Source organism: Clostridium formicaceticum (assembly GCF_001854185.1).
GTDB classification, from domain to species: Bacteria; Bacillota; Clostridia; order Peptostreptococcales; family Natronincolaceae; genus Andreesenella; species Andreesenella formicacetica.
Window position 1 is genome coordinate 1,938,371 of sequence record NZ_CP017603.1, and the last position, 20,622, is coordinate 1,958,992.

23 protein-coding genes and 1 riboswitch are annotated in these 20,622 nt (G+C 33.1%); of the genes, 17 read left to right on the forward strand and 6 right to left on the reverse strand.

From position 1 onward, the window contains the following. The first annotated feature begins 78 nt into the window (after window positions 1-78). The 3 genes from trpS (at window position 79) to BJL90_RS08835 (ending at window position 2,178) form a co-directional block, all read left to right on the forward strand. Window positions 79-1,074 carry a tryptophan--tRNA ligase gene (gene trpS, locus BJL90_RS08825; protein ID WP_070973109.1) on the forward strand — a complete coding sequence of 332 codons (996 nt, stop codon included), beginning with the start codon at window positions 79-81 and terminating at the stop codon, window positions 1,072-1,074. A gap of 42 nt (window positions 1,075-1,116) precedes the next feature. Then, a complete protein-coding gene (locus tag BJL90_RS08830) occupies window positions 1,117-1,299 on the forward strand; it encodes an alpha/beta-type small acid-soluble spore protein (RefSeq protein WP_070966730.1) in 183 nt (60 codons plus the stop codon). Window positions 1,300-1,389: 90 nt separating this feature from the next. Then, entirely contained in the window at window positions 1,390-2,178 is a 789-nt protein-coding gene (locus BJL90_RS08835) for a DUF881 domain-containing protein (protein WP_156778746.1), read from the forward strand. Between the two features lie 59 nt (window positions 2,179-2,237). Here BJL90_RS08835 and BJL90_RS21865 read toward each other — a convergent pair whose 3' ends face one another. Continuing rightward, window positions 2,238-2,396 carry a hypothetical protein gene (locus tag BJL90_RS21865; RefSeq protein WP_156778747.1) on the reverse strand — a complete coding sequence of 53 codons (159 nt, stop codon included), beginning with the start codon at window positions 2,394-2,396 and terminating at the stop codon, window positions 2,238-2,240. A gap of 252 nt (window positions 2,397-2,648) precedes the next feature. Between BJL90_RS21865 and BJL90_RS08840 the strand changes: the two genes are divergently transcribed. From BJL90_RS08840 to BJL90_RS08880, 10 genes are all read left to right on the forward strand, one after another. Next, window positions 2,649-3,242: a hypothetical protein gene (locus BJL90_RS08840; RefSeq protein WP_070966735.1), complete on the forward strand. Its 594-nt coding sequence runs from the start codon at window positions 2,649-2,651 to the stop codon at window positions 3,240-3,242. Between the two features lie 86 nt (window positions 3,243-3,328). Continuing rightward, the gene (speB, locus tag BJL90_RS08845) at window positions 3,329-4,234 is read left to right on the forward strand and encodes an agmatinase (protein WP_070966738.1); all 906 of its coding nucleotides are present in this window, start codon (window positions 3,329-3,331) and stop codon (window positions 4,232-4,234) included. A 102-nt stretch (window positions 4,235-4,336) separates the two neighbouring features. After that, entirely contained in the window at window positions 4,337-5,170 is an 834-nt protein-coding gene (speE, locus tag BJL90_RS08850) for a polyamine aminopropyltransferase (RefSeq protein WP_081561914.1), read from the forward strand. A 522-nt stretch (window positions 5,171-5,692) separates the two neighbouring features. Continuing rightward, window positions 5,693-6,124: a nucleotidyltransferase substrate binding protein gene (locus tag BJL90_RS08855; RefSeq protein WP_070966740.1), complete on the forward strand. Its 432-nt coding sequence runs from the start codon at window positions 5,693-5,695 to the stop codon at window positions 6,122-6,124. Further along, window positions 6,121-6,426 (forward strand): nucleotidyltransferase domain-containing protein, encoded by a 306-nt coding sequence (locus BJL90_RS08860; RefSeq protein WP_070966742.1) that lies wholly within the window; start codon window positions 6,121-6,123, stop codon window positions 6,424-6,426. The genes BJL90_RS08855 and BJL90_RS08860 overlap by 4 nt, the downstream gene beginning before the upstream one ends. A gap of 967 nt (window positions 6,427-7,393) precedes the next feature. Further along, window positions 7,394-7,786: a hypothetical protein gene (locus BJL90_RS08865; RefSeq protein WP_070966745.1), complete on the forward strand. Its 393-nt coding sequence runs from the start codon at window positions 7,394-7,396 to the stop codon at window positions 7,784-7,786. Between the two features lie 19 nt (window positions 7,787-7,805). Next, on the forward strand, window positions 7,806-8,294 hold the full coding sequence (locus BJL90_RS08870) for a hypothetical protein (protein ID WP_070966747.1): 489 nt from the start codon (window positions 7,806-7,808) through the stop codon (window positions 8,292-8,294). 61 nt (window positions 8,295-8,355) lie between these two features. Continuing rightward, window positions 8,356-8,529 (forward strand): hypothetical protein, encoded by a 174-nt coding sequence (locus BJL90_RS22530; protein ID WP_205684283.1) that lies wholly within the window; start codon window positions 8,356-8,358, stop codon window positions 8,527-8,529. Window positions 8,530-8,756: 227 nt separating this feature from the next. After that, the gene (locus tag BJL90_RS08875; protein ID WP_070966749.1) at window positions 8,757-9,482 is read left to right on the forward strand and encodes a LytR/AlgR family response regulator transcription factor; all 726 of its coding nucleotides are present in this window, start codon (window positions 8,757-8,759) and stop codon (window positions 9,480-9,482) included. A 253-nt stretch (window positions 9,483-9,735) separates the two neighbouring features. Further along, the gene (locus tag BJL90_RS08880) at window positions 9,736-10,461 is read left to right on the forward strand and encodes a hypothetical protein (RefSeq protein WP_070966752.1); all 726 of its coding nucleotides are present in this window, start codon (window positions 9,736-9,738) and stop codon (window positions 10,459-10,461) included. A 596-nt stretch (window positions 10,462-11,057) separates the two neighbouring features. Here BJL90_RS08880 and BJL90_RS08885 read toward each other — a convergent pair. The 3 genes from BJL90_RS08885 to BJL90_RS08895 form a co-directional block, all read right to left on the reverse strand. Further along, window positions 11,058-11,630, reverse strand: coding sequence for a Uma2 family endonuclease (locus BJL90_RS08885; protein WP_070966754.1), 573 nt, complete (start codon window positions 11,628-11,630; stop codon window positions 11,058-11,060). Window positions 11,631-11,632: 2 nt separating this feature from the next. After that, on the reverse strand, window positions 11,633-12,139 hold the full coding sequence (locus tag BJL90_RS08890; RefSeq protein WP_070966757.1) for a Tn3 family transposase: 507 nt from the start codon (window positions 12,137-12,139) through the stop codon (window positions 11,633-11,635). A gap of 285 nt (window positions 12,140-12,424) precedes the next feature. Next, window positions 12,425-14,227 (reverse strand): sigma-54-dependent Fis family transcriptional regulator, encoded by a 1,803-nt coding sequence (locus BJL90_RS08895; protein WP_070966760.1) that lies wholly within the window; start codon window positions 14,225-14,227, stop codon window positions 12,425-12,427. 363 nt (window positions 14,228-14,590) lie between these two features. Between BJL90_RS08895 and BJL90_RS08900 the strand changes: the two genes are divergently transcribed. The 4 genes from BJL90_RS08900 (at window position 14,591) to BJL90_RS08915 (ending at window position 18,589) form a co-directional block, all read left to right on the forward strand. Further along, window positions 14,591-15,754, forward strand: coding sequence for an iron-containing alcohol dehydrogenase (locus BJL90_RS08900; protein ID WP_236905051.1), 1,164 nt, complete (start codon window positions 14,591-14,593; stop codon window positions 15,752-15,754). Window positions 15,755-15,958: 204 nt separating this feature from the next. Then, window positions 15,959-16,921 carry an ROK family protein gene (locus BJL90_RS08905; RefSeq protein ID WP_070966763.1) on the forward strand — a complete coding sequence of 321 codons (963 nt, stop codon included), beginning with the start codon at window positions 15,959-15,961 and terminating at the stop codon, window positions 16,919-16,921. Window positions 16,922-17,020: 99 nt separating this feature from the next. After that, window positions 17,021-17,203, forward strand: coding sequence for a hypothetical protein (locus BJL90_RS08910; protein ID WP_070966766.1), 183 nt, complete (start codon window positions 17,021-17,023; stop codon window positions 17,201-17,203). A 174-nt stretch (window positions 17,204-17,377) separates the two neighbouring features. Further along, window positions 17,378-18,589, forward strand: a complete 1,212-nt coding sequence (locus tag BJL90_RS08915) for an IS256 family transposase (RefSeq protein ID WP_070966768.1) — start codon at window positions 17,378-17,380, stop codon at window positions 18,587-18,589. A gap of 295 nt (window positions 18,590-18,884) precedes the next feature. Here the strand turns inward: BJL90_RS08915 and BJL90_RS23265 are convergent, their stop codons facing one another. Both BJL90_RS23265 and BJL90_RS23270 read right to left on the reverse strand, forming a co-directional pair. Then, the gene (locus BJL90_RS23265) at window positions 18,885-19,754 is read right to left on the reverse strand and encodes an IS3 family transposase (RefSeq protein ID WP_418219428.1); all 870 of its coding nucleotides are present in this window, start codon (window positions 19,752-19,754) and stop codon (window positions 18,885-18,887) included. After that, window positions 19,721-20,293: a helix-turn-helix domain-containing protein gene (locus BJL90_RS23270; RefSeq protein WP_070966774.1), complete on the reverse strand. Its 573-nt coding sequence runs from the start codon at window positions 20,291-20,293 to the stop codon at window positions 19,721-19,723. Before BJL90_RS23270 ends, BJL90_RS23265 begins: the two co-directional genes overlap by 34 nt. Window positions 20,294-20,467: 174 nt before the next feature. Further along, window positions 20,468-20,587: riboswitch (molybdenum cofactor riboswitch) on the forward strand. Window positions 20,588-20,622 lie beyond the last annotated feature (35 nt).

Consider the following 20,622-nt stretch of genomic DNA (forward strand, 5'->3'; position numbering starts at 1 on the left):
TTATTCATATTGGATAAAATATACCTATTTATTTTACAAGAGAAAAATTTTTTATATAGAATAGGGAAGGTGAAAATAATGACAGATAAGAAAGAAAAAGTAATTTTTAGTGGAGCACAGCCTACTGGTAGTTTAACCTTAGGCAATTATATTGGTGCTATTCAAAATTGGAAGGCATTAGAAAATGATTATCAATGTGTGTATTCCATCGTAGATTTACATTCATTGACAATACGCCATGATCCAAAGGTTTTTAAAGCCTCTTGCTTATCCTTTTTAGCACAATATTTAGCATGTGGCTTAGATCCTGAAAAAAATATTATCTTTTTTCAATCTCATGTCATACAGCATGCAGAATTAAACTGGATTTTAAATTGTGTTACTTACATGGGTGAACTTAATAGAATGACACAATTTAAGGAAAAATCTGAAAGACATAAGGATAATATTAATGCTGGTCTATTTACTTATCCAGTACTGCAGGCAGCAGATATTTTATTATATCAAACTGATTTAGTGCCTGTAGGGGAAGACCAAAGGCAACATTTAGAATTAGCTAGAGATATTGCTATTCGATTTAATAACGCCTATGGGGAGACTTTTGCATTACCAGAGATACATCTATCAAAAGTAGGCGCTAGAATAATGAGTCTCCAAGAGCCGGAGAAAAAAATGTCAAAGTCAGATGATAATGTAAATGGAACCATCTTTCTACTGGACAGCAATGATGTTATTCTTAAAAAAATGAAAAGAGCTGTTACAGACAATGAAAACAGTGTTACATACCGAGATGAACAACCTGGTATAAAAAACCTTATAACCATTTACTCTAAGTTAGCCAATTGCAGTGTTCAAGAGGTAGAAGAAAAATATGCGGGGAAAGGTTATGGTGTCTTTAAATCAGATGCGGCAGAATTAGTGGTAGAAAGTTTAAAACCTTTTAAAGAAAAGTATGAAGAGTATATGAAGCATCCTGATTATATTACCAATGTTTATAAACAAGGGGCAGCTAGAGCCACTGAAATTGCAGAAAAAACCATGAAGGATGTAAAGGAAAAGATAGGATTAGTATAAAATCATATCAAAGTCTCTATACTAAGTATAGAGGTGATAGAGATGAAGAAAACAAAAAATCCAGTTATTCCTGAAGCTAGGCAAGCCTTAAATTCTTTTAAAGCAGAAGTTGCTAGGGAATTAGGACTTCAAAATAATACCTCTGCAGGGTACGTTGGAGGTAACATGGTCAAAAAAATGGTAGAAGAAGCAGAAAAGTCATTAACTCATTTAGGAAGGTCTTAAGACCTTCCTAAATTTATTGACTATTTCTATAGGAACAGGTATTATTTTAGTAAGAAGGATTATATAGACTTCTATTTAAAAGAACCGGACTTGTGTAATTTTTCAGCTGATTCTGAGGAAGAGATTGAAGGATTGCACAATTCAAGTAAAGGAAGTGAGATATTGAAGAAAAGCAATATTTCTTTTATTTTATTTTTAGCTTTTGCCATATCAGGAATCATTATAGGTATCCATATAGATGCTCTTGGCGATATCCAAAACGAAATTTCTTTGCCCTTTAGTGGTGAAATAGAAGTCCAGGAAGTAGTAGATCTAAGAAAAGCCAATGAGGATATGAAAATAAAAATTAAAGAGTTAAAAGCACAGGTGGAAGAATATGAAGAAGAAAAAGCTACAGAAAATATCGTGCTAAAAAATCTAAGATCTAGAATCAATGAATATAGAATTTTAGCAGGATATGAGGCGTTAGCAGGTCCTGGCATCAAAATCACATTAGAAAGCAATTTGGAAGAAAATATAGCGATGACTGTAGAACAAAAAAAATATCTCATCAACCTAGTAAACGAGTTAAAGGCAGCTGGAGCTGAGGTAATATCTATTAATAATCACAGAGTTGCTTCTAGAAGTGAAGTGACTTTGGCTGGAAATCATATAAATATTAATATGACAGCCATCGCGCCACCGTATGTTATTAGGGCTATAGGAGATGTGGAAGGTTTTCATCGATATGCTAGCTACAGAACTTTGTTATTTGAGCTTATGGAAGGAGACGGTATCAATACTACCATAGAGTTTGAGGAAGATATTAAAGTGCCTGCTCTATCTAAAGAAAAACCGATGGAATTTTATACAATTGTAGAAGAGGCGAATCCACAATAAAAAAACAACAGAATTTATTGAATTCTGTTGTTTTTTTATTGTGGATGTTTTTTGGCCTGTTAGCAAATTACTTTAAGGGTAATTTCAGGCTTAAAAGAATTAATGGTATCTTCTATTGTCAATACTTTTGTCCCCTCTGTCTTATAAGTATTGATTTCCTGGATATTTACTATCGTTAAGCTTAAAGCAATCAAAGCGACTACGAATACTTTTTTCATGACATTCCCTCCTAATTCAGTGAAATAAATCTATATACAAAAATGAATTATGGTTATATTATGTTTTGTATACTTTATTTTTTGCAAAAATACAGAAATTATATAGGAAGTTAAAGGAAAATTTTTCATAAATATACAGAAACCAATAAGCTTTATAGAATGATATTGCTGTATTGTATAATAATAAATACAATAGTTATTCTCTATAAGTACAGAGATGATGGCTGTTTGATAGAATGAGAGGAAGAAAAAATGAAGAGGAAGGAATACGAAAAAAATATTTTTTTAAATGAAATTTACCCATTGAATACTGCAACTGGCAATTTGATGATAGAAATTCATTTAGAACAATATATTTATCTATTTAACGAATGGGATAATGCTTCATTTAAAAGAAGGGACTTAGACCCTGATTTGATTTATTTCTTAGAGGAATGTTCCCAGGAAATACCTTTGAAATATGATATTGAGTTAAATATAAGTATTACAGAAGAAGAAAGAGATTTACAAAAAGAAAAAAATATTATAAAAGGGTTTAGAACGCAATATATCCATTACCTTCGTGTGGAAAGAAGAAATCTGAAAGAATTATCTATGCGGGCGGTGTTGTATGTAGTAACGGCTTTTGCTCTAATATTCACTGCATCTATGCTTGAAAGCACCTTATCTGCACATCCTATATCTACAACTTTGTTAGAGGGATTTTATGTAGGTGGCTGGGTTTTTGCTTGGGAGGCCATATCGAGTTTTTCTTTTCACAGAGGAGGTATCACCAGAAAAATAAAAGAATATCAAAGGTTTTTAAGGGCCCCTATTCAGTTCATCTATAGCAGCAAAGATCAGTGAAATAAAACAAGAAAAATTGGGCATTGTAAAAGCTATAAGACTATTATAAAATTTAAATTTAAGCAATCGAGAGGAGGAGTAGATGGATGAAATACCGACTACCTTGGGGAGAAATTTATACTGACAAAATAGATGAAGCTGATATCATTGTTTTAGGTATTCCTTTTGATAGTGCCGTCAGTAACAGGAAAGGTGCAGCGGAAGCCCCTGATAAGCTAAGGGAACTTTCAAGAATTTTACCTCCTGTTACAGAAGAAGGATTATTGCTAAGAAACTTTAAAGTATATGACCATGAAAATGTAGAAATCACCTTAGATTGGGAAAAATATTTTAAACAGGTGGAAGAGACAGCCTTTTCCCTAATGAAGACAGGAAAAACCTGTTTGTTTATTGGTGGAGACCATGCAGTTACCATACCGTTAGAAACAGCTTTTGCTAAAATACATAAAGAAGAAAAAATAGGAATTATACATTTTGATTCTCATCCAGATATTATTGATACCTATGATGGACATCCCTGGTCTCATGCCTGCACGCAGCGGAGAGCATTGGAAATAAAAAACATAGCGCCAGAAGATTTAACTTTTGTTGGGTTGCGGTCTTACATGGAGGAGGAACTAGCGTATTTCGAGAAACATCCGGAAATTAAGATTATTGGAGCTAGAGAGGTATATCGTAAAGGAATAGATTATGTAATAGAGGTTTTGAAGGAAAAGTACAAGGATTACACAAAATTATACATTACGCTAGATATTGATGTGTTAGATCCAGCCTTTGCTCCAGGAACTGGAACACCAGAGGCAGGAGGTCTTAGCACCCGTGAGCTTATGGAAGTGGTCAGAGAAATCATCTTGACTTTACCTGTAGCAGTGGTAGATGTTGTAGAAGTTGCTCCTCCCTTAGACACCTCAGACATTACCAGCTGGGCGGCGTTAAAGATTATTTATGAAATTTTTGGTGCTGTCTATAAAAAGAAGATGAACAAAGAATAATTTCCAAAAGTGAGAAGCATATTATATACATATTTCTATGAATATGATATAATTGACCTGTTTTGAAATACTTATGAAAACAATAGCAAAGGAGGAAAAAAATTGCCAATTATTTTAAATGAGAAACATTCCACAGGACTGTCTATGAATTGGACAGTAGACAAGGTTTTATATCATCAAAAGTCAGACTTCCAAGAGGTGGCTATACTAGAATTACAGGAATTGGGGAGGGCTTTGGCGTTAGATGGTGCGATTCAAGTAACTGTTAAGGATGAATTTGTTTATAATGAAATGATCACCCACGTACCTTTATTTACCCATCCTAATCCTGAAAAAGTATTAATTATTGGTGGTGGAGATGGTGGTGCGGCTAGAGAAGCTGCAAAGCATCCTAAAGTAAAGCAAGTGGACATGTGTGAGATTGATCCTGTAGTTATTGAAGCTTGTAGAGAATATCTACCTGAAATGAGTGTTTCTTATGATAATCCTAAAGTAAACGTCATTACTAAGGATGGTATTGCTTTCATAAAAAATAATCCTAATACCTATGATGTAATTATTATAGATTCCTCAGATCCAGTAGGACCTGCTGTAGAACTATTCCAGAAGCAGTTTTATACCGATGTCCGTGGGGCATTGAAGGAAGATGGATTATTTGTATGTCAAAGTGAATCCTTATTTTTACATATGCAATTAATCAAAGATGTTTATGCCAGCATAAGCAGTTTATTCCCTATTGCAAGGGTATACACATCTACCAATGCTACCTATCCAGGCTTCTTATGGAGCTATACAATGGGTTCAAAAAGATATGATCCATTAGCAAAAGAAGAACTCGAGCCACAAACTTTCCAAACAAAATACTATAATCATGATTTGTTTAAGGCTTCTTTTGCATTACCTAACTTTTTGAAGGAAGAATTAGGACAAAAATAATTCACAATAAAAAATAGAACTGAGGGCCTCAGTTCTATTTTAATGTAAAAAGAAAACCAATGGTTAGCTATTAATACAGTTAGAAGGTCAGGTTCATATGGTAATTAGTAGCATTCTTGTCGGTTGGGAAATTGCAACAGAATTTGATGCTTTAGACCAAGGACCAATAGGTTTTACAGTACTTATATTTCTAGTGAACTTGCCTCAGCAAGCTGCAAGCAGTTCACTCCGATCGTTCTAATGATATCTTTTAAATTTTCATTTTTTAACTACCGGTTAAGCCATTACATAAGATAAGGATTTTTTTGTGTCATTAGATCTAACTTGAGGGAATGTTTAAAAGTTATGGGGAAACTATAGTAAATTCTTTGACATTTTGATAAAATAGCGGTAAGATAATCGGGTAAAAAGCAGAATGATTAAACAGTATTTTGTTGAATATTTTATACATTGCAATATCGCACGACCTTTTGATAAAATGAATTAGCTATCTGCTGGCTAACTATGGAGGGAAGAGATTCTATGGATTTTCAAGATGTTCGTTGGATGCAAAGATTTAGCAATTATAAGAAAGCATTAAAGCAACTTGAAGAAGCAGTAGAATTAATGGAAAAAAGAGAACTTACAAACCTTGAGAAACAAGGGGTTATACAAGGGTTCGAATACACCCATGAATTGGCTTGGAAGACGATAAAAGATTTTTTTGAAAATCGAGGCAATACAAATATATATGGTTCAAAGGATGCTACAAAAGAAGCCTTTGCCCTGGGCTTAATAGAAAATGGAGAAGTTTGGATGCAGATGATAAAGAGTCGTAATCTCACAAGTCATACATATGATGAAGGTATAGCAGATGAGATTATCCGAATAGTAAAAGATTCATACTTTCAGGCTTTTGAAGGCTTAAGAAAGAAGATGGATCAATTTCAAAGAGAAGAGAGTAGAGAACAGTGAAATATGGTTTAAAAGAAAGTACATTGGAAAGAATTCTAGAGATTTTTTCTAGGTATGATAAAATTGAAAAAGTAGTGCTTTATGGTTCGCGGGCAAAAGGAAACTATAAAAACGGATCAGATATAGACTTAGCTTTGATTGGTAAAAATATAAATCTAGAAGATGTTAATAAGCTGCATTTAGAATTGGATGAGCTATATTTACCTTATGGTTTTGATTTATCCATATTCCAAAAGATAGAAAACACAGACTTAATCAATCATATAGATAGGGTAGGAATTGTAATATATGAAAAGACTTAAAAAAACTTAAACTTCGATGTCAGGGCACTTAAATTGTTGGTCCTTAAAAATTCATGAAAAAACCGATATCTAAGAGATCTGGATAATTATAGAAAATTATATTTTTTGTTAAAATTAAATTAGAGGTTAATTTTAACAAAGGTATTTGAAAGTGTTAATACTAAAAAATATTAAGCTAAAAACCATGAAGGTTGATGTAAGACTAAAGTCTTGAACCTGAGTGGTTTATTTTTTATTATCTTTTATAAAGGCAAACATGGACTTGTAATTTGGTGTCAATCTTCTTAATAGCCACATTACTTCTATATTTGTTTGAGTTACCTTTTCTAGTATTGTAGATGAATTACAGCATGTTATATCAAGATTAACTTAAGTAATTTTTGGACTTTTTACGTAGTTTGCCGTCCCTTTGCTTCGGAGTCATGGGGACGGTTCATCTGGCACGTGTCCCCGTGGCATAGCGGATGTAACATATTTACTACAACTTATATAGCTACATTACTTCTATATTTGTTTGAGTTACTTTTTCTATTATTATAGATGAATTACAGCATGTTATATCAAGATTGACTTAAGTAATTGTTGGATTTTTTACGTAGTTTGCCGTCCCTTTGCTTCTAACGATGACTTGTAGATTTGGATTTTTCAACAACCAGTTATGCCATTTTAACGACCACTTATGCCAGAAGGGTTGTTTAGGTAATAATGTTATGTTATTATTTAGGTAAATTATGGAAAATTATTTTGAAAAATTAAAGGCTTTATAAAAAAGTTCTTAAATAACGCAAAGGAGGTAAGTTTTTATGGATAAGATTTCTCGAGATTCTGCTAAAAGTAGTAACTAAAAAGATATTTATAACAGTCCTTGGAAAGTTTAAACAGATGGTGTTTTAAAGTGCCAAAATCTAAAGTTAAATGAAATATTAATTATGCATGAAATAATATAAAGAAAAAAGGAGGATTATTTATGAGAGTGAAAAAAAGTAGATTAGTGATAAGCGTTACTATGATGCTAGTAATGTCACTTGTCATGGTATATGCTAGCGATGTATATATAATATTTTCAGATGGATGGATTGAAGCTTACGGATATGGGGCTGATTTCTATGCAGATGCAGCGTCAGCTACTAGCGATACTACAGGTGTTAAAGTAAGATATAGAGTTTATAGAGATGGTATAAGAGTTCTAGATTCATCTGTATCAGACACTACTGCACCCTATGAGGCAGTGAAAGAAGGCACAGTTTCAAGCACAAAATACTCAAATAATTGGAAATTAGACGTTACACCCTATGGAAGATATTCGGGTAGTCCTGAGTGGATAGTATTTGGTACTGCGAGTTATACAGATCGCAATTAATGGAAGGAGGAAAACAAAAATGTTAAAAAAACAAAAAAGTATTATTCTTTTTGCTTTGTGCTTTATTTTAATGATAGGAAGTTTAGCTGTGATTAATGCTAATAGTGAGAAGGATGAGAATATAGGGCTTAAAACAGAAATGCTATTAGAACATGCTAGAAATGATATTATGATAAGCTTTGGCTTAGATAAAACATCAGAGACAAGAGAAATATCAGCAGCAGGAGCAAAGTCAGCAAATTATAAAGAAATAAGATTTGACGAGATCGGAGATTGGGGTTGGGAAATTGCAACAGAATTTGATGCTTTAGACCAAGGGCCAATAGGTTCTACAGTACCTATATTTTTAATAAAAGAAGATAGTTCTGAACTTGTAGTACTTTACAAGGAGGCAGATGGAACAAATGTTATGCAGTCCTCTAAAAAAATAAATGAAAAGTGGGAAAGAGAAAAATTAGAGGTGAAGGGAGAACCTATACTAGATATAGATACTATAGAAATTGAATAGCAAAAGCATCAGAAGCTAGAAAAGAGAGTAATCTTGAAGAAGGAGCCTCTCTTTTCATTATGTGTCCAATACGGGCGATGATTTGATGGTGAAGACAATCAATGTTTTAATCAAAAATATTCTTTATTTAACAAAGCTATTAGGTTTTATTCCTATCTTTCTAATGATGTTTTTTGAATTTTCTTTTCCAACTACCACTTATGTCAAAAACATTGTTAAAATAATAACATTATGATGCTTTTAACTTAAATTATAACAATAATAAATATGGAAAAATTAGGAATGAAATCCGAGTTGTTTATAAAATGTACAAGTTGCAATAAAACTTTTACAACTCAGTGTGAGGTAGCGGAGTCATGGGGACGGTTTCGTCTGGCACGTATGTTTTTTTATGTGCCTGAGGAACTGTCCCCGTGGCGTAGCGGGTGCAAGTACTAAGTAAAGGGAACGAGGTGAATAGATGTGAAACTAAATATAGCAATCTGTGATGATAATATTAATCATTTAAACGTGATTGTGGGATATTTGGAAGATTTTAATAAAGACTATGATATTCATCTTATTAAAGCAAGTAGTGGTGAAGAATTATTAGAAAAAATTGAAAATCAATATGTTGATATTGCTTTTCTTGATATAAAAATGCAAGGATTAAATGGAATTCAAGTGGGAAATGAGATAAGGGTCAAGTTTCCTAACACAATTATTGTATTTATCACTGGATTTAAAAATTATGCTTTGGAAGCCTTTGAAATACAAGCGTTTCAATATATAATCAAACCAATCACATCTAAAAAATTCTTTTCTTTAATGGAAAAAATATGTATGCGCTTAAAGGAAAGATCTGCTTATGAAGAAAAAATTAATCTCTTTTCAGTCAAAACCAAACAACAAGTTTTAAGAATTAAATATGATAAAATCTATTATTTTGAAAGACAAGGTAAAAAAATAGTAGTTGCGACTAATAGAGAATCCTTTGAATTTTTAGATGCATTACAAAACATTATGAAGGGTTTAAAAGGAGACACCTTTATACGTTGTCATCATGGCTTTATTGTGAATACTGACAAAATACTCAATATTGAAAATGATTTTATTGTATTTAGGAAAATTAGTAAAAAAATTCCAATAAGTAGAAGATATAAGAGGCAAGTAGCCAATGCTTTATCAAAAAATCCTTTCAAAGATTAGTACATTAAGTAATGTGGTTAATTTTATAACAAATACTATTAATGTATGTCTTTTGTATTATTATTTTATAATTAAAGTATTTTAAGGAAGAAACTATTTTAAAATATACCCCCAAAAGATAAAGAGCATTATAGTTTTGGTCTAAAAAGGATAAAAAGGGCTGTTGAAGAGTACGAGGGTATTTTAAATTTGCGGGATTGTGGAGATGTTTTTAAAGTAAATATGGCGTTACCAGTAAAAGGTGGTGTAAAATATGTTAGCTAAAAAGAGTATAAAAGCTACAACCGTGATTTTTGCTGTTATAACAATAATAGTCTTCGGTTTTATAAAAACAAACACATCTTTAGTACAGATCGGTGATAGGATAGCTTATAACGCATCTAAACAATTAAATGAATCTAAAATAGAATATATTAAAGTTAGCCGTAAGGAGGGTTACAGTGAAGAGTACTATCGTGATATGAAAAACCTCAAAGAAAGGTCCGATATAAAGGATGAAAATGGTAACTTGGTAAACAGAATTCTAGTACTAGAAGAAGGAAAAAGGATTATAAACATCGGAAATGAGAATGGAAAAGTCGAGGTACATACTTGGCTGCTTCCTGATGAAATTGCAAAGGCTAACAAAGAAATTCTTTCAAAATCAATACAAGAGAATATAAAAAATAGTCTAAAAAATCAAAAGTGGACATTAGAGGGCAATATTGAACTTAGCAATGGGAAAAAAGCAAAAAAAATATCTTCATTAATAGATGGCTTTTGTGAAGTGGTATATGTAGATGAAGAGACTGATTTTCCTATAAAGCGAGAAATATATGAAGTGCAGGAAGATGGGGGAAAAAAACTTAAACTTATAGAAGAAAGAGCCGAAGAATATAAAAAAATAGATGATGATTCCAATCAATTGTTTGAATATGAGCAGTATGAATTAGAAGAGATTCCAGCACCAGTGGAAGGTAACGAAGTCGGGAAGGGGTAGCGATGTCTAGGCTAAGTACCTACTATACTTAAGATTTCTTAGAAAGCTGATAATATCGAACCTGTCAAAAGAAAATAATTAAGGGATAAACGGATATAACTGAAGAATAAAGTGAAAATAAGATGAAATTAAAAGCAATATAGGCTATCAACCTGTATTGTTTTTAATTTCATCTTATTCTAAGCAGGACATTAGTAGCATAGAAAAGAAGTAAACAAAAAAACTATAAGTTATTTTAGATAAAAAACTGTAGTGTAAGGATGGAGATAAGGGGTGTGTGAAAAATTGTACTATATTGGCATTTAGGTGAAAGATTACATGAAATGACGGGTCTAAAGGTCTACGTAGAAAATGATGCCACAGTAGCTGCCGTAGGAGAATACACTAAAGGATTCACCAGAATCAAAGAACCGTCCTTGGAATTTTCTTTCCCTGGCCGTATATATTTGGTTATATTATTGGTAAATTTGTCTATAATACACATAAGGTAAATTTATTAAACTAAATATTCAAGGTATAGGGGAAAGTCCTTTAGTCGGGTGCTTTCCTCTATTCTTTTTTATACTCTAAGCCAATACCCCCATTAAAAGCGAAAATTATTCTATATCAAAAACAGTTTTCAAGTCAATTTCAAGGTCTTTGAAAATTGAAATTGTTATCGTATCTTCATCTGAGTATATTTCAGGTCTTCCATATCTGCTGTTTGGCTGTAATAAAAATACACTTACAAGTTTTTGGTCAGGTTCTACAATCCAGTATTCCTTTACCCCAGCTTTTTCATACTTATTAAACTTTATAAGTTTATCGGTTTTGCCTGTAGATGGAGACAATATTTCAACTATCATATCAGGAGAACCTTTGCAACCCCTATCATCAAGCTTAGATCCATCACAAACAATAGTTATATCAGGCTCTACTACATTTTTTATATCATTATCATTCTTTTCAATGTCGAGTCTTACGCAAAATGGTGCAGCAAAAACACGGCATGTTTTACCCTTGAGATAAGTATGAAACTGTGTAGCTAATTCCATTGATATTTCTTGATGTATTCTTGTGGGTGCTGCCTGCATATATGGAACACCGTCAAAAATTTCCCATCTTTCGTTTTCATTCCAGGTTAAGTAATCAGCATATGAATATTTCTGTTCTGGTTTTGGTAATGGCATTTTCAACACTCCCATTCATCACTTTTTATATTTAAGGATTTTAAAGAATCTAATGTGGTTATATTCTTTTTATCAAAACTATAATGCCCATATAAATTTATATGTTCCCAATTTAAAGGAGAAACATATGCTAAAAATTCGTCATTAAGTTCATTTCTTTCCCTCAAATAATCTACTGCCTTGCTTAAATAAACAGTAATACTTACCATCCCTATGGTATTTAGTGTCACAACCAATGCTTCTAAATTACAGCCGTATTGCATAGTGGATGTTATATTTTCAGGAAAGATCCCTGCAATAACTTTATTGTTTTGATTAGAGCATGAAAAAGCTAGCGTCTGATGTAAGATTACTTTGGTATCTACAACAATATCTACTTCGTATCTTTTACCAGCAATACCACAAGATGTACAGTTGCTAAAGTTAGCACATCCGTTGCACTTAGATGGTATATGATTAATTACTTCATCTGTTGTTTGAATAAAATCTGATGTAATATCATAACTCAAATCTGCCACATCCCTTCTAATCAATATACTTTAAGTATAAGGCTTATGGGAGAATAATGCCAGTTGATAACTAAATTTTTATGTGGAAATATGGCTACAAAAATAGCTGAAAAGCTAGATTATCCACAAGTAACATAATTTTTCAGCAGTATGACTGAACATTTACGCTAATTTATCGTAAATGAAACTAAAAACAATACAGGTTATCAATCTGTATTGTTTTTAGTTTTTTGTATAAAGAAGATCAAAAAGCATGATTCTTTTTGCTTTGAGTTTTATATTACACTATTTTTCAATTAAATTATATTTTTTCATTTTTCTGTACATAGTTACCCTGCTTATGCCTAATATATTAGAAGCTTTGGTAACGTTTCCTTTTGTTTGCGCCAATACCTGTGATAGGGTATTGTATTCTGCGTCATTATGCTGGAGGTTGAGAAGTGTGTTTGATTTTTTTTCGATTTCAGGAAAATATTCTTTAAACTCATCAGGAAAGTCATTTTCGGTAAGTAAATTTCCATCACAAAGAGCAATCATACTTTCAATATAGTTTTCTAATTGTCTTATATTTCCTGGCCAGTCATAAGATAAAAAATATTTGTATACCTGCTGGCTTATGTTTACAAATGGTTTATTAAGTAATTTACAATATTTTTCAACAAAGAAAGGGATCAAATCCCATAAATCTTCCAACCTTTCTCTTAAAGGAGGCACTTTTATGGAAATAACATTTAACCTGTAATATAAATCAAGTCTAAACTTTTTTTCTGCTACAAGTTCTTTTAAGTTACTATTGGTTGCTGCAATGATTCTTATGTTTATTTTCCTGTATTTGCTTTCACCAATCCTACAGATCTCTTTATTTTGGAGTATTCTAAGAAGCGTAGTTTGAGCATTGAGAGGCATATCTCCGATTTCATCTAAAAATATCGTTCCATTGTTAGCTTCTTCAAATTTCCCTAGCTGTCCTCCGCGTTTTGCTCCTGTAAAAGCTCCATCGGAATAGCCAAAGAGCTCACTTTCAATAAGATTATTGGGTATGGCGGCACAATTTAATGGAATAAAGGGTCCGTTTGAACAAGAACTTTTATTATGAATAAATCTTGCTACTATTTCTTTACCCGTACCACTTTCACCCTGTATAAGAATATTAGAATTTGTTAAAGCAGCTTTTGTAGCAGTTTTAAACACTTGATGAATTTTTTCACTTCTTCCGCACCATGTTTTTTCCTCACAGATATTTTTGTTTTCTTGTATATTTATTGAGTCTACTTTATTGAATATAAGCCATTTCCTGTTCCAAAGAAGGAAGTCTGTCAGTTGATTATACTCAATTTTAGACAGGTTTTCATTTTTAACAATAAGTTTATTAAGAAGAGAAATATTATCATTAGAATATGTATTAAGCTTGTTGGCAGAATCATGTAATTTCTGTGCTATGGCTTCAAATTTCAATCTATCAAAATAAAAATTACTTTCTAGTTCAATAATTTTTAAAATTTGTTCTATCATTTTTGCACCTTTTTGTGCAATGCTTATTAGGGTTTTGTTAGGTGCTTCTGCAACTCCAGAAATATTCAAGACGCCTGCAAAATTTCCATCTGCATTAAATATTGGTGCAGCCCAACAGTTTAAAAAGTGAACAGGTTTTGCATAATGTTCCCAACCCAATACTGTCAATGGCGTTTGTTCAACGATTATAGTACCTACTGTATTCGTTCCTCTAAATTCCTCACGCCAATTTGCACCGGGAGATAGAGAGATTTTTTGAACTTTATTCATGAAAGGGAGATCTCCAATCATATCTAAAATATAGCCATCTTTGTTACTAATTAAAACAATGTAATTCTTGTTATTTAAGTATTTGTAAATATAGTGCAAAACCTTTTTTCCAACAGTCACCATAATTTCTTCCTTTTCTTGCAATTCTTTTAGTTTATAGGCAGGAAGTATATCGTTGTTAGATACTTTTATGTGATTTACATTATTATGTTTACAGCGTTTCCATGAATTTAGAATAGCGGTAGGAACTTGACTTAAAGTTCTACTATCTTCATTTACCACAAAATCTTTCCAAACATTGCTCATTGCTCATCTTCCCCCTTAAGAAAGTATTTAAAATAAATACATGATATAGCAATAAAAGTAAGTTGAAGTTTTAGCGGTTTGTTATTATGTAGAGATATGTTACGCTTTCTAAGAAATATTACACACTGTAACAAATTTATTACAAAACTTTAGTTTCATTACCATTAAAAAGCAACCTTTTTATGTTCTTATTTAAATACGTATTTAAGATAAGGATAGCAGTGCATAGTATATTTACCCTCATTTTATCAGATTCTTCGTTAAATTCAAATAATAATACTTGATTTTTTTGATGGTTGGCACGTCATTTGCATTATATATTGATGCAGACAAAAGGTTTAAAAAATAAAAGGGGGAAAAATAATGATGAAATTATTTAGAACACCAAAAGACATCGTATTTGGTAGTGGAGCACTGGAATACTTGAAGCAAATTAAGGGAAAAAAAGCTTTTATCGTTTCTGACAAAACCATGGAAGATATAGGCTTTGTCAAGAAAATAGCAGATTATTTAAAGCTTGCAGGGCTTGAAACTCAAGCTTTCTGCGAAGTTACTCCCGATCCTACCCGAGAAATTTCAGAAAAAGGTGCTGCTCAAATGCAAGTATTTTCTCCTGATTGGATCGTGGCTTTGGGAGGAGGATCTTCTATAGATGCAGCAAAAGCAATGTGGGTATTATATGAATATCCTGATATTACATGGGAAACAGTTTTTACTGCTACTCCAGAACTGAGAAAAAAAGCTAAAATGATTGCAATTGCAACGACAAGTGGCACTGGCTCTGAAGCTACCTGTGCAGCGGTTATTACAAATAGCAACGTAGAGCCTCATTTCAAGGAGGTAATTGCAAGTCCAGAAGTTCTACCGGATATTGCCATTGCAGATCCTGATCTTGCAGCTAAAATGCCTCCAAAGGTGACGGCTGCAACTGGTATGGATGTTTTAACACATGCTATAGAGAGCTATACATCAATTGCGGCGACTGTAATAGATAAATCTCTTGCAATGAGTGCCATTAAGATGGTTTTTGAAAGCTTACCGAAGGCTTATGCTGATGGGCGTAATATTGCAGCCAGAGAAGAAATGCATACGGCTTCCTTAATGGCTGGAATGGCTTTTACAAATTCATTTTTGGGTATCGTGCATTCGTTGGCGCACCAACTAGGTTCAGTATTTGGAATACCCCATGGTGCAGCAAATTCACTGATGCTGCCCTATGTTATTAAATTTAACTCAATTGCAGTAAGTGATTTATATGCCGAAATAGCAAAGGCTATCGATATTAGTTTTACAGATAAAAAAGATGCTGTAAATAAACTTGTTGACGCTATTTTTGAGCTTCAAACAGATATAGAGTTAGCTAGTACGATTAAAGAATATGGTATTGATGAAAAACAATTTAATGATACATTAGATGCATTAGCAAAAAATGCCTATAATGATATTTGTGTTTATTGCAATCCTAGAGTTCCAAGTATACAAGATATGAAAAATCTTTATATTGAAGCGTTCTATGGCAATAAGTAGCCTAAGAATGGGAGATCAAGCACTATATCCTTGAAATAAATTCGGTTACAATTCAGGGAGAGTAAAAACTCTTCTGAATTGTAGCCGAATTTTATTCTAAGCAGGACTTTAGTAACATAAAGAAGAAGTAAATAAAAAAACTACAGGTTATTTTAGGTAAAAAATTTTACTGAATAAGGGCAGAGATAAGGGGTGTATGAAAAATTGTATTATATTGGTGTTGATCTAGGAGGAACTTCCATTAAGGTAGGTATCGTATCGGAAAAGGGGGATATCATTGCAAAGACCAGCAGTACTACACCAGTGGAGAAAGGTTTTGAAGGTGTTGCGGCAAAGATCAAGGAATTAATCAACAAGGTTATGGTAGAAAGTAAGATAGATAAGGAAAATATTGCAGCAATAGGAATTGGCATTCCAGGGGCTTGTAGCAAAGAGGGTTTTGTGTATTTTGCCACAAACCTATTTTGGAAAGATGTAGCTTTAGGGGAAAAGTTGCAAGTGCTGACAGGCTTAAAGGTCTATGTAGAAAATGATGCGACAGTAGCGGCGGTGGCGGAGTATATCAAAGGTGTCACCAAGGGAAAGAAGAATTCTATTTTTTTAACACTGGGTACCGGCTTAGGGGGCGGATTTATTATTAATCATGAAATCTACAGTGGAAGCCATGGTATAGGCACAGAGATAGGACATGTGGTGATTGGTGAAAATTTCTATGATTGTAACTGTGGTAATAATGGTTGCTTCGAAACCTTTGTATCTGCTACTGCTATTATAAAATATTGTAAAAAGCTATTAGCAGAGGAAAAGGATAAGGGTTTAATTTATAATCGGATCAATGGAAATTTAGATAATCTCAATGCCAAAATAATCTTTGATTGTGCTAAAGAAGGCGATCATTTAGCCCTAAAGGTTGTAGACAGGATGGTACATTATTTAGCTATTGGATTAGCAAATCTGATCAATCTCTTTGACCCAGATATTATTGCTATTGGTGGCGGGGTTGCTGAGGCAGGAGATGTTTTCCTGAAAAAATTAAAAGCAGAGGTAAAGAAGTATATCTATGTGAAGTGTATGAATGTTACTGAGATTGCATTGGCGACACTAAAAAATGATGCAGGAATGATAGGAAGTGGCATGTATGCCAAACTCAATCTAGAAAAGGAATAAATATAAGAAAGGAAGCAAGGGAAAGGAAGTAAAAAGAAGCAAGGGGACGGTAGGATGCGCTAAAAGTCCAATAATTGGATAAGGCAATCTTGATATTATATGCATAAAACCACCTATACTAGTAGTAAGGAGGAAGAATTTCAAGCAAAGCCAGAGGAGTCAAGAAATGTAACTCATGTGATTGAACTTACTTTGGAAAGCAGTAGCAAAAAAGGACACTTTCTTTTAAGTAGCATCATTGAAAAAACACTTGCATTGTATGATGTGACCCCAATAAGTTAGACTTTATTGCGTAGTAGTTTTTAACTGCTACGCAATTATTTTATGCAGCCAAGAGACTGAGCCTGTATTCTACGAGCCTGTAGAAAATTTTGTGTAAACAGATTAAGTATACTCTTTCTAGACAATAATTGAGGTAATGATAAAATACCAAAATTTTCTAGGAGGAGTATTTTTATGTCGAATATACCAAAGGAAGTATTGAAAAATTACATCAAGGAACAAAATTTTAGTAATCCAAATGAAGTATTAGCAGCCATGAAAGAAATGTTCAGGGATGTATTACAGGAAGCTTTAGAAGCAGAGATGGATGAGCAACTAGGATATGATCGATATGATATGTCCGATAAAGAAACCCCGAATAGACGAAATGGATATTCTAAGAAAACCATAAAATCAGAATTAGGACCTGTTGATCTAAATATACCAAGGGATAGACATGGGGATTATGATCCCAAAATAATACCTAAATATCAAAGGAATGTAACTGGTATAGAAGAAAAAGTAATGGCACTTTATGCTGCAGGCATGACCACTAGAGATATATCAGAGCAAATAAAAAACTTGTATGATGTGGATATTTCAGCTGATATGGTCTCTAACATAACCAACAGAATTTTACTCCTAGTCTCTGAATGGCAAAACAGACCATTAGAAAAGAGATATTCCTTCGTATTCATGGATGCAATACACTACAAAGTAAGAGAAGATAAACAAGTAGTAGTTAAAGCAGCCTACGTGGTGCTGGGTGTAAATATGGATGGAGTAAAAGAAGTCCTTGGTATTTGGATAGGAGCAAATGAGAGTAGCAAGTTCTGGCTCTCAGTCCTTAATGATCTCAAAAATAGAGGAGTACAAGAAGTCTTAATATTCTGTGTAGATGGTTTAAGTGGCTTTAAAGAAGCCATTGGAGCAGTGTATCCTTTTGCCCAAATACAGCGATGTATTATTCACCAGCTTAGGGCGAGTATGCGATATATACCCTACAAAGACAAGAAAGCATTCGTAGCAGATCTAAAGGCTGTTTATACCTCAGTGAATGAAGAAATGGCATTAGAAAATCTACTTCATGCTAAGGAAAAATGGTGCAATAAATACCCGAATGCGATTAAAAGCTGGGAAGATAATTGGGATAATATTTCAACCTTTCTAATGTTTCCAGACTATATAAGGAGGATTATGTACACTACCAATGCCATAGAAAGTCTAAACAGCCAGTTTAGAAAAGTAACTAAAACAAAACTGATATTCCCTACTGATGAAAGTCTTATGAAAATGCTATATCTAGCTACTGAAAGAGTTAGTAAGAAGTGGACTAGGGGCTATGGAGATTGGGATAGGGTACTAAGCCAACTAAATATATTATTCAAAAAAGAGGATGTTGTTTAACTTGGGGACGCTGTCCCCAAACCCCTGAGGTTTAACGCTTTTGTTCCCCCAGGAACGAAGAAAACGGGAAGTCCACTAGACTACCCGTTCCTGTAAAGAATCCTAATAACCCCTCAGGTTGCTCCTCAGCATAGCCCTACCCTGTTATTAGGAAAAACAATGTATATTCTTAGCTTTAAATGGGTAATTTATACAGCAGAACTAATTTGACAAATTACTCATCGACAAAAATCAGCATTTAAATCAAATCTTAAAGTTACTTAAGTTATTGTACTTAGAAAGAGAATACACAAAATTATTTACACTGCCTATTCTTTTCTACAGGACTCATCCATCCTAGTTTTTCTTTAATTCGTTTTTCGTTATAATACTTTATGTATTTATCTATTGTCTCTTTCAGTTCTTCATAGCTATAATAAACCACACCATAATACATCTCTTGTTTCATAATTCCAAAGAAGTTTTCCATTACTGAATTATCATGGCAGTTTCCTTTCCTGGACATACTTTGGAAGATTTTATTTTCTTTCAGTTTGTAACTATAAGCCTTCATCTGGTAAGCCCACCCTTGATCTGAATGAAATGTTCGCCTGTATTTACAATCGCTTGTAATTTTTATGGCTTCATTTAAAGCATTCATTATGTTTTCAGCAGATGGTCGTTGTGAAATACCATAACTAATTATTTCTCTATTGCACATATCCATAAATGGATCTAAATATAGTTTCTTGATGATCATTCGTCCTTTGTCATCTATATCATAATATTTAAATTCAGAGGTATCTGTTGTAATCTTTTGGTGTGGAATATGAGTTTCAAACCTCCTGTGAATTCTATTAGGAGCAACCTTACCCACCTTGCCTTTATAAGAACGGTATTTACGACTTTTTCTGGTAAACGAAGAAACTTGAAGACCAAGCTTCTGAACAATTCGTTGAACACGTTTCTTGTTTACAATGAGTCCCTGTTTTCTTAATTCTCCATAAATCCTACGATAGCCGAAATCTTTGTTTTCTTTTCTAATTTCCAGGATGCTTTGCTCAAGACCCTCATTTGGATTTTCTCTATCAAAGCGTTTTTGCCAGTACATATATGTTGCTTTAGGAAAACCTGTATATGCGAGAATATCTTTTAGTTTGAAGTCTCCTCGGAGGCTGTGGATGATTCTCGCGGTCTTTTCAGAAGAGTTTCCCCCTCTAAACGCAGCCTCCTCAGTTCTTTTAAATAGGCATTCTCTATTCTTAACTTGAGATTTTCATCTTCAAGTTGTTTTAAATACTCTGAATTATTGCTTGTAGTAGTTTCGATATTTGTAGATTTGCTTTCCTTTAGCTTAGACACTTTGGAACGTCGCCCCTTTCGTTTGGGTCGTAGAGCATCAGGACCAGCAATTCTAAAATCATTTACCCACTTAGTAATTAATGGTGGATTGTTTATGCCAACTGATAGAGCCAACTCCTGATAAGAGACCTCTGTTGATAAATATAACTCTACCACATGAAGTTTAAATTCGAAAGTATATGTTTCGTTTTTTCTGGAACGCATTAAGCCTTCATCACCAAACGATTTAAAAGCATTTACCCATTTCATGATATCTCGAGAAGATTTTACACCATACTTATTGGCTAAAAACTGTTTTCCTCCTTCACCATTCATGTATGCATTTACAACTTTTTTCTTAAATTCATAATCATATTTTGCCACAAAAAACCGACCTCCAATTGTTAGATTTTTAGGTCTAACTTTTGGGGGTCGGTTCAGTATGCAGATGTTTTTTGTTTTACAAAAGAAAAAATTACAAAATATATACAAAAAATGTAAAAAATAGAAGGATTTTTCATATTTACATCGAATCTAAAAATAAAGTTTGATAATGATAATTTAAAGTTGTTCTGAGTCCAACGGCCTAAAGTTTACGACAATGGTTTTTGGACCGATAGGGTGAAACTGGAAACGGTTTTGCCTCCCATTGTGGAAAGGAACCTCTCGAAAAAAGTTTTTGCCGGGAATGGTAAGTTACCACATCTCGGTTT

Coding starts and splice junctions, on each gene's coding strand:
- trpS (WP_070973109.1), top strand. CDS start 79: ATGACAGATAAGAAAGAAAAAGTAATTTTTAGTGGAGCACAGCCTACT.
- BJL90_RS08830 (WP_070966730.1), top strand. CDS start 1,117: ATGAAGAAAACAAAAAATCCAGTTATTCCTGAAGCTAGGCAAGCCTTA.
- BJL90_RS21865 (WP_156778747.1), bottom strand. CDS start 2,396: ATGAAAAAAGTATTCGTAGTCGCTTTGATTGCTTTAAGCTTAACGATA.
- BJL90_RS08840 (WP_070966735.1), top strand. CDS start 2,649: ATGAAGAGGAAGGAATACGAAAAAAATATTTTTTTAAATGAAATTTAC.
- speB (WP_070966738.1), top strand. CDS start 3,329: ATGAAATACCGACTACCTTGGGGAGAAATTTATACTGACAAAATAGAT.
- BJL90_RS08855 (WP_070966740.1), top strand. CDS start 5,693: ATGGATTTTCAAGATGTTCGTTGGATGCAAAGATTTAGCAATTATAAG.
- BJL90_RS08865 (WP_070966745.1), top strand. CDS start 7,394: ATGAGAGTGAAAAAAAGTAGATTAGTGATAAGCGTTACTATGATGCTA.
- BJL90_RS08870 (WP_070966747.1), top strand. CDS start 7,806: ATGTTAAAAAAACAAAAAAGTATTATTCTTTTTGCTTTGTGCTTTATT.
- BJL90_RS08880 (WP_070966752.1), top strand. CDS start 9,736: ATGTTAGCTAAAAAGAGTATAAAAGCTACAACCGTGATTTTTGCTGTT.
- BJL90_RS08885 (WP_070966754.1), bottom strand. CDS start 11,630: ATGCCATTACCAAAACCAGAACAGAAATATTCATATGCTGATTACTTA.
- BJL90_RS08895 (WP_070966760.1), bottom strand. CDS start 14,227: ATGAGCAATGTTTGGAAAGATTTTGTGGTAAATGAAGATAGTAGAACT.
- BJL90_RS08900 (WP_236905051.1), top strand. CDS start 14,591: ATGATGAAATTATTTAGAACACCAAAAGACATCGTATTTGGTAGTGGA.
- BJL90_RS08910 (WP_070966766.1), top strand. CDS start 17,021: ATGCATAAAACCACCTATACTAGTAGTAAGGAGGAAGAATTTCAAGCA.
- BJL90_RS08915 (WP_070966768.1), top strand. CDS start 17,378: ATGTCGAATATACCAAAGGAAGTATTGAAAAATTACATCAAGGAACAA.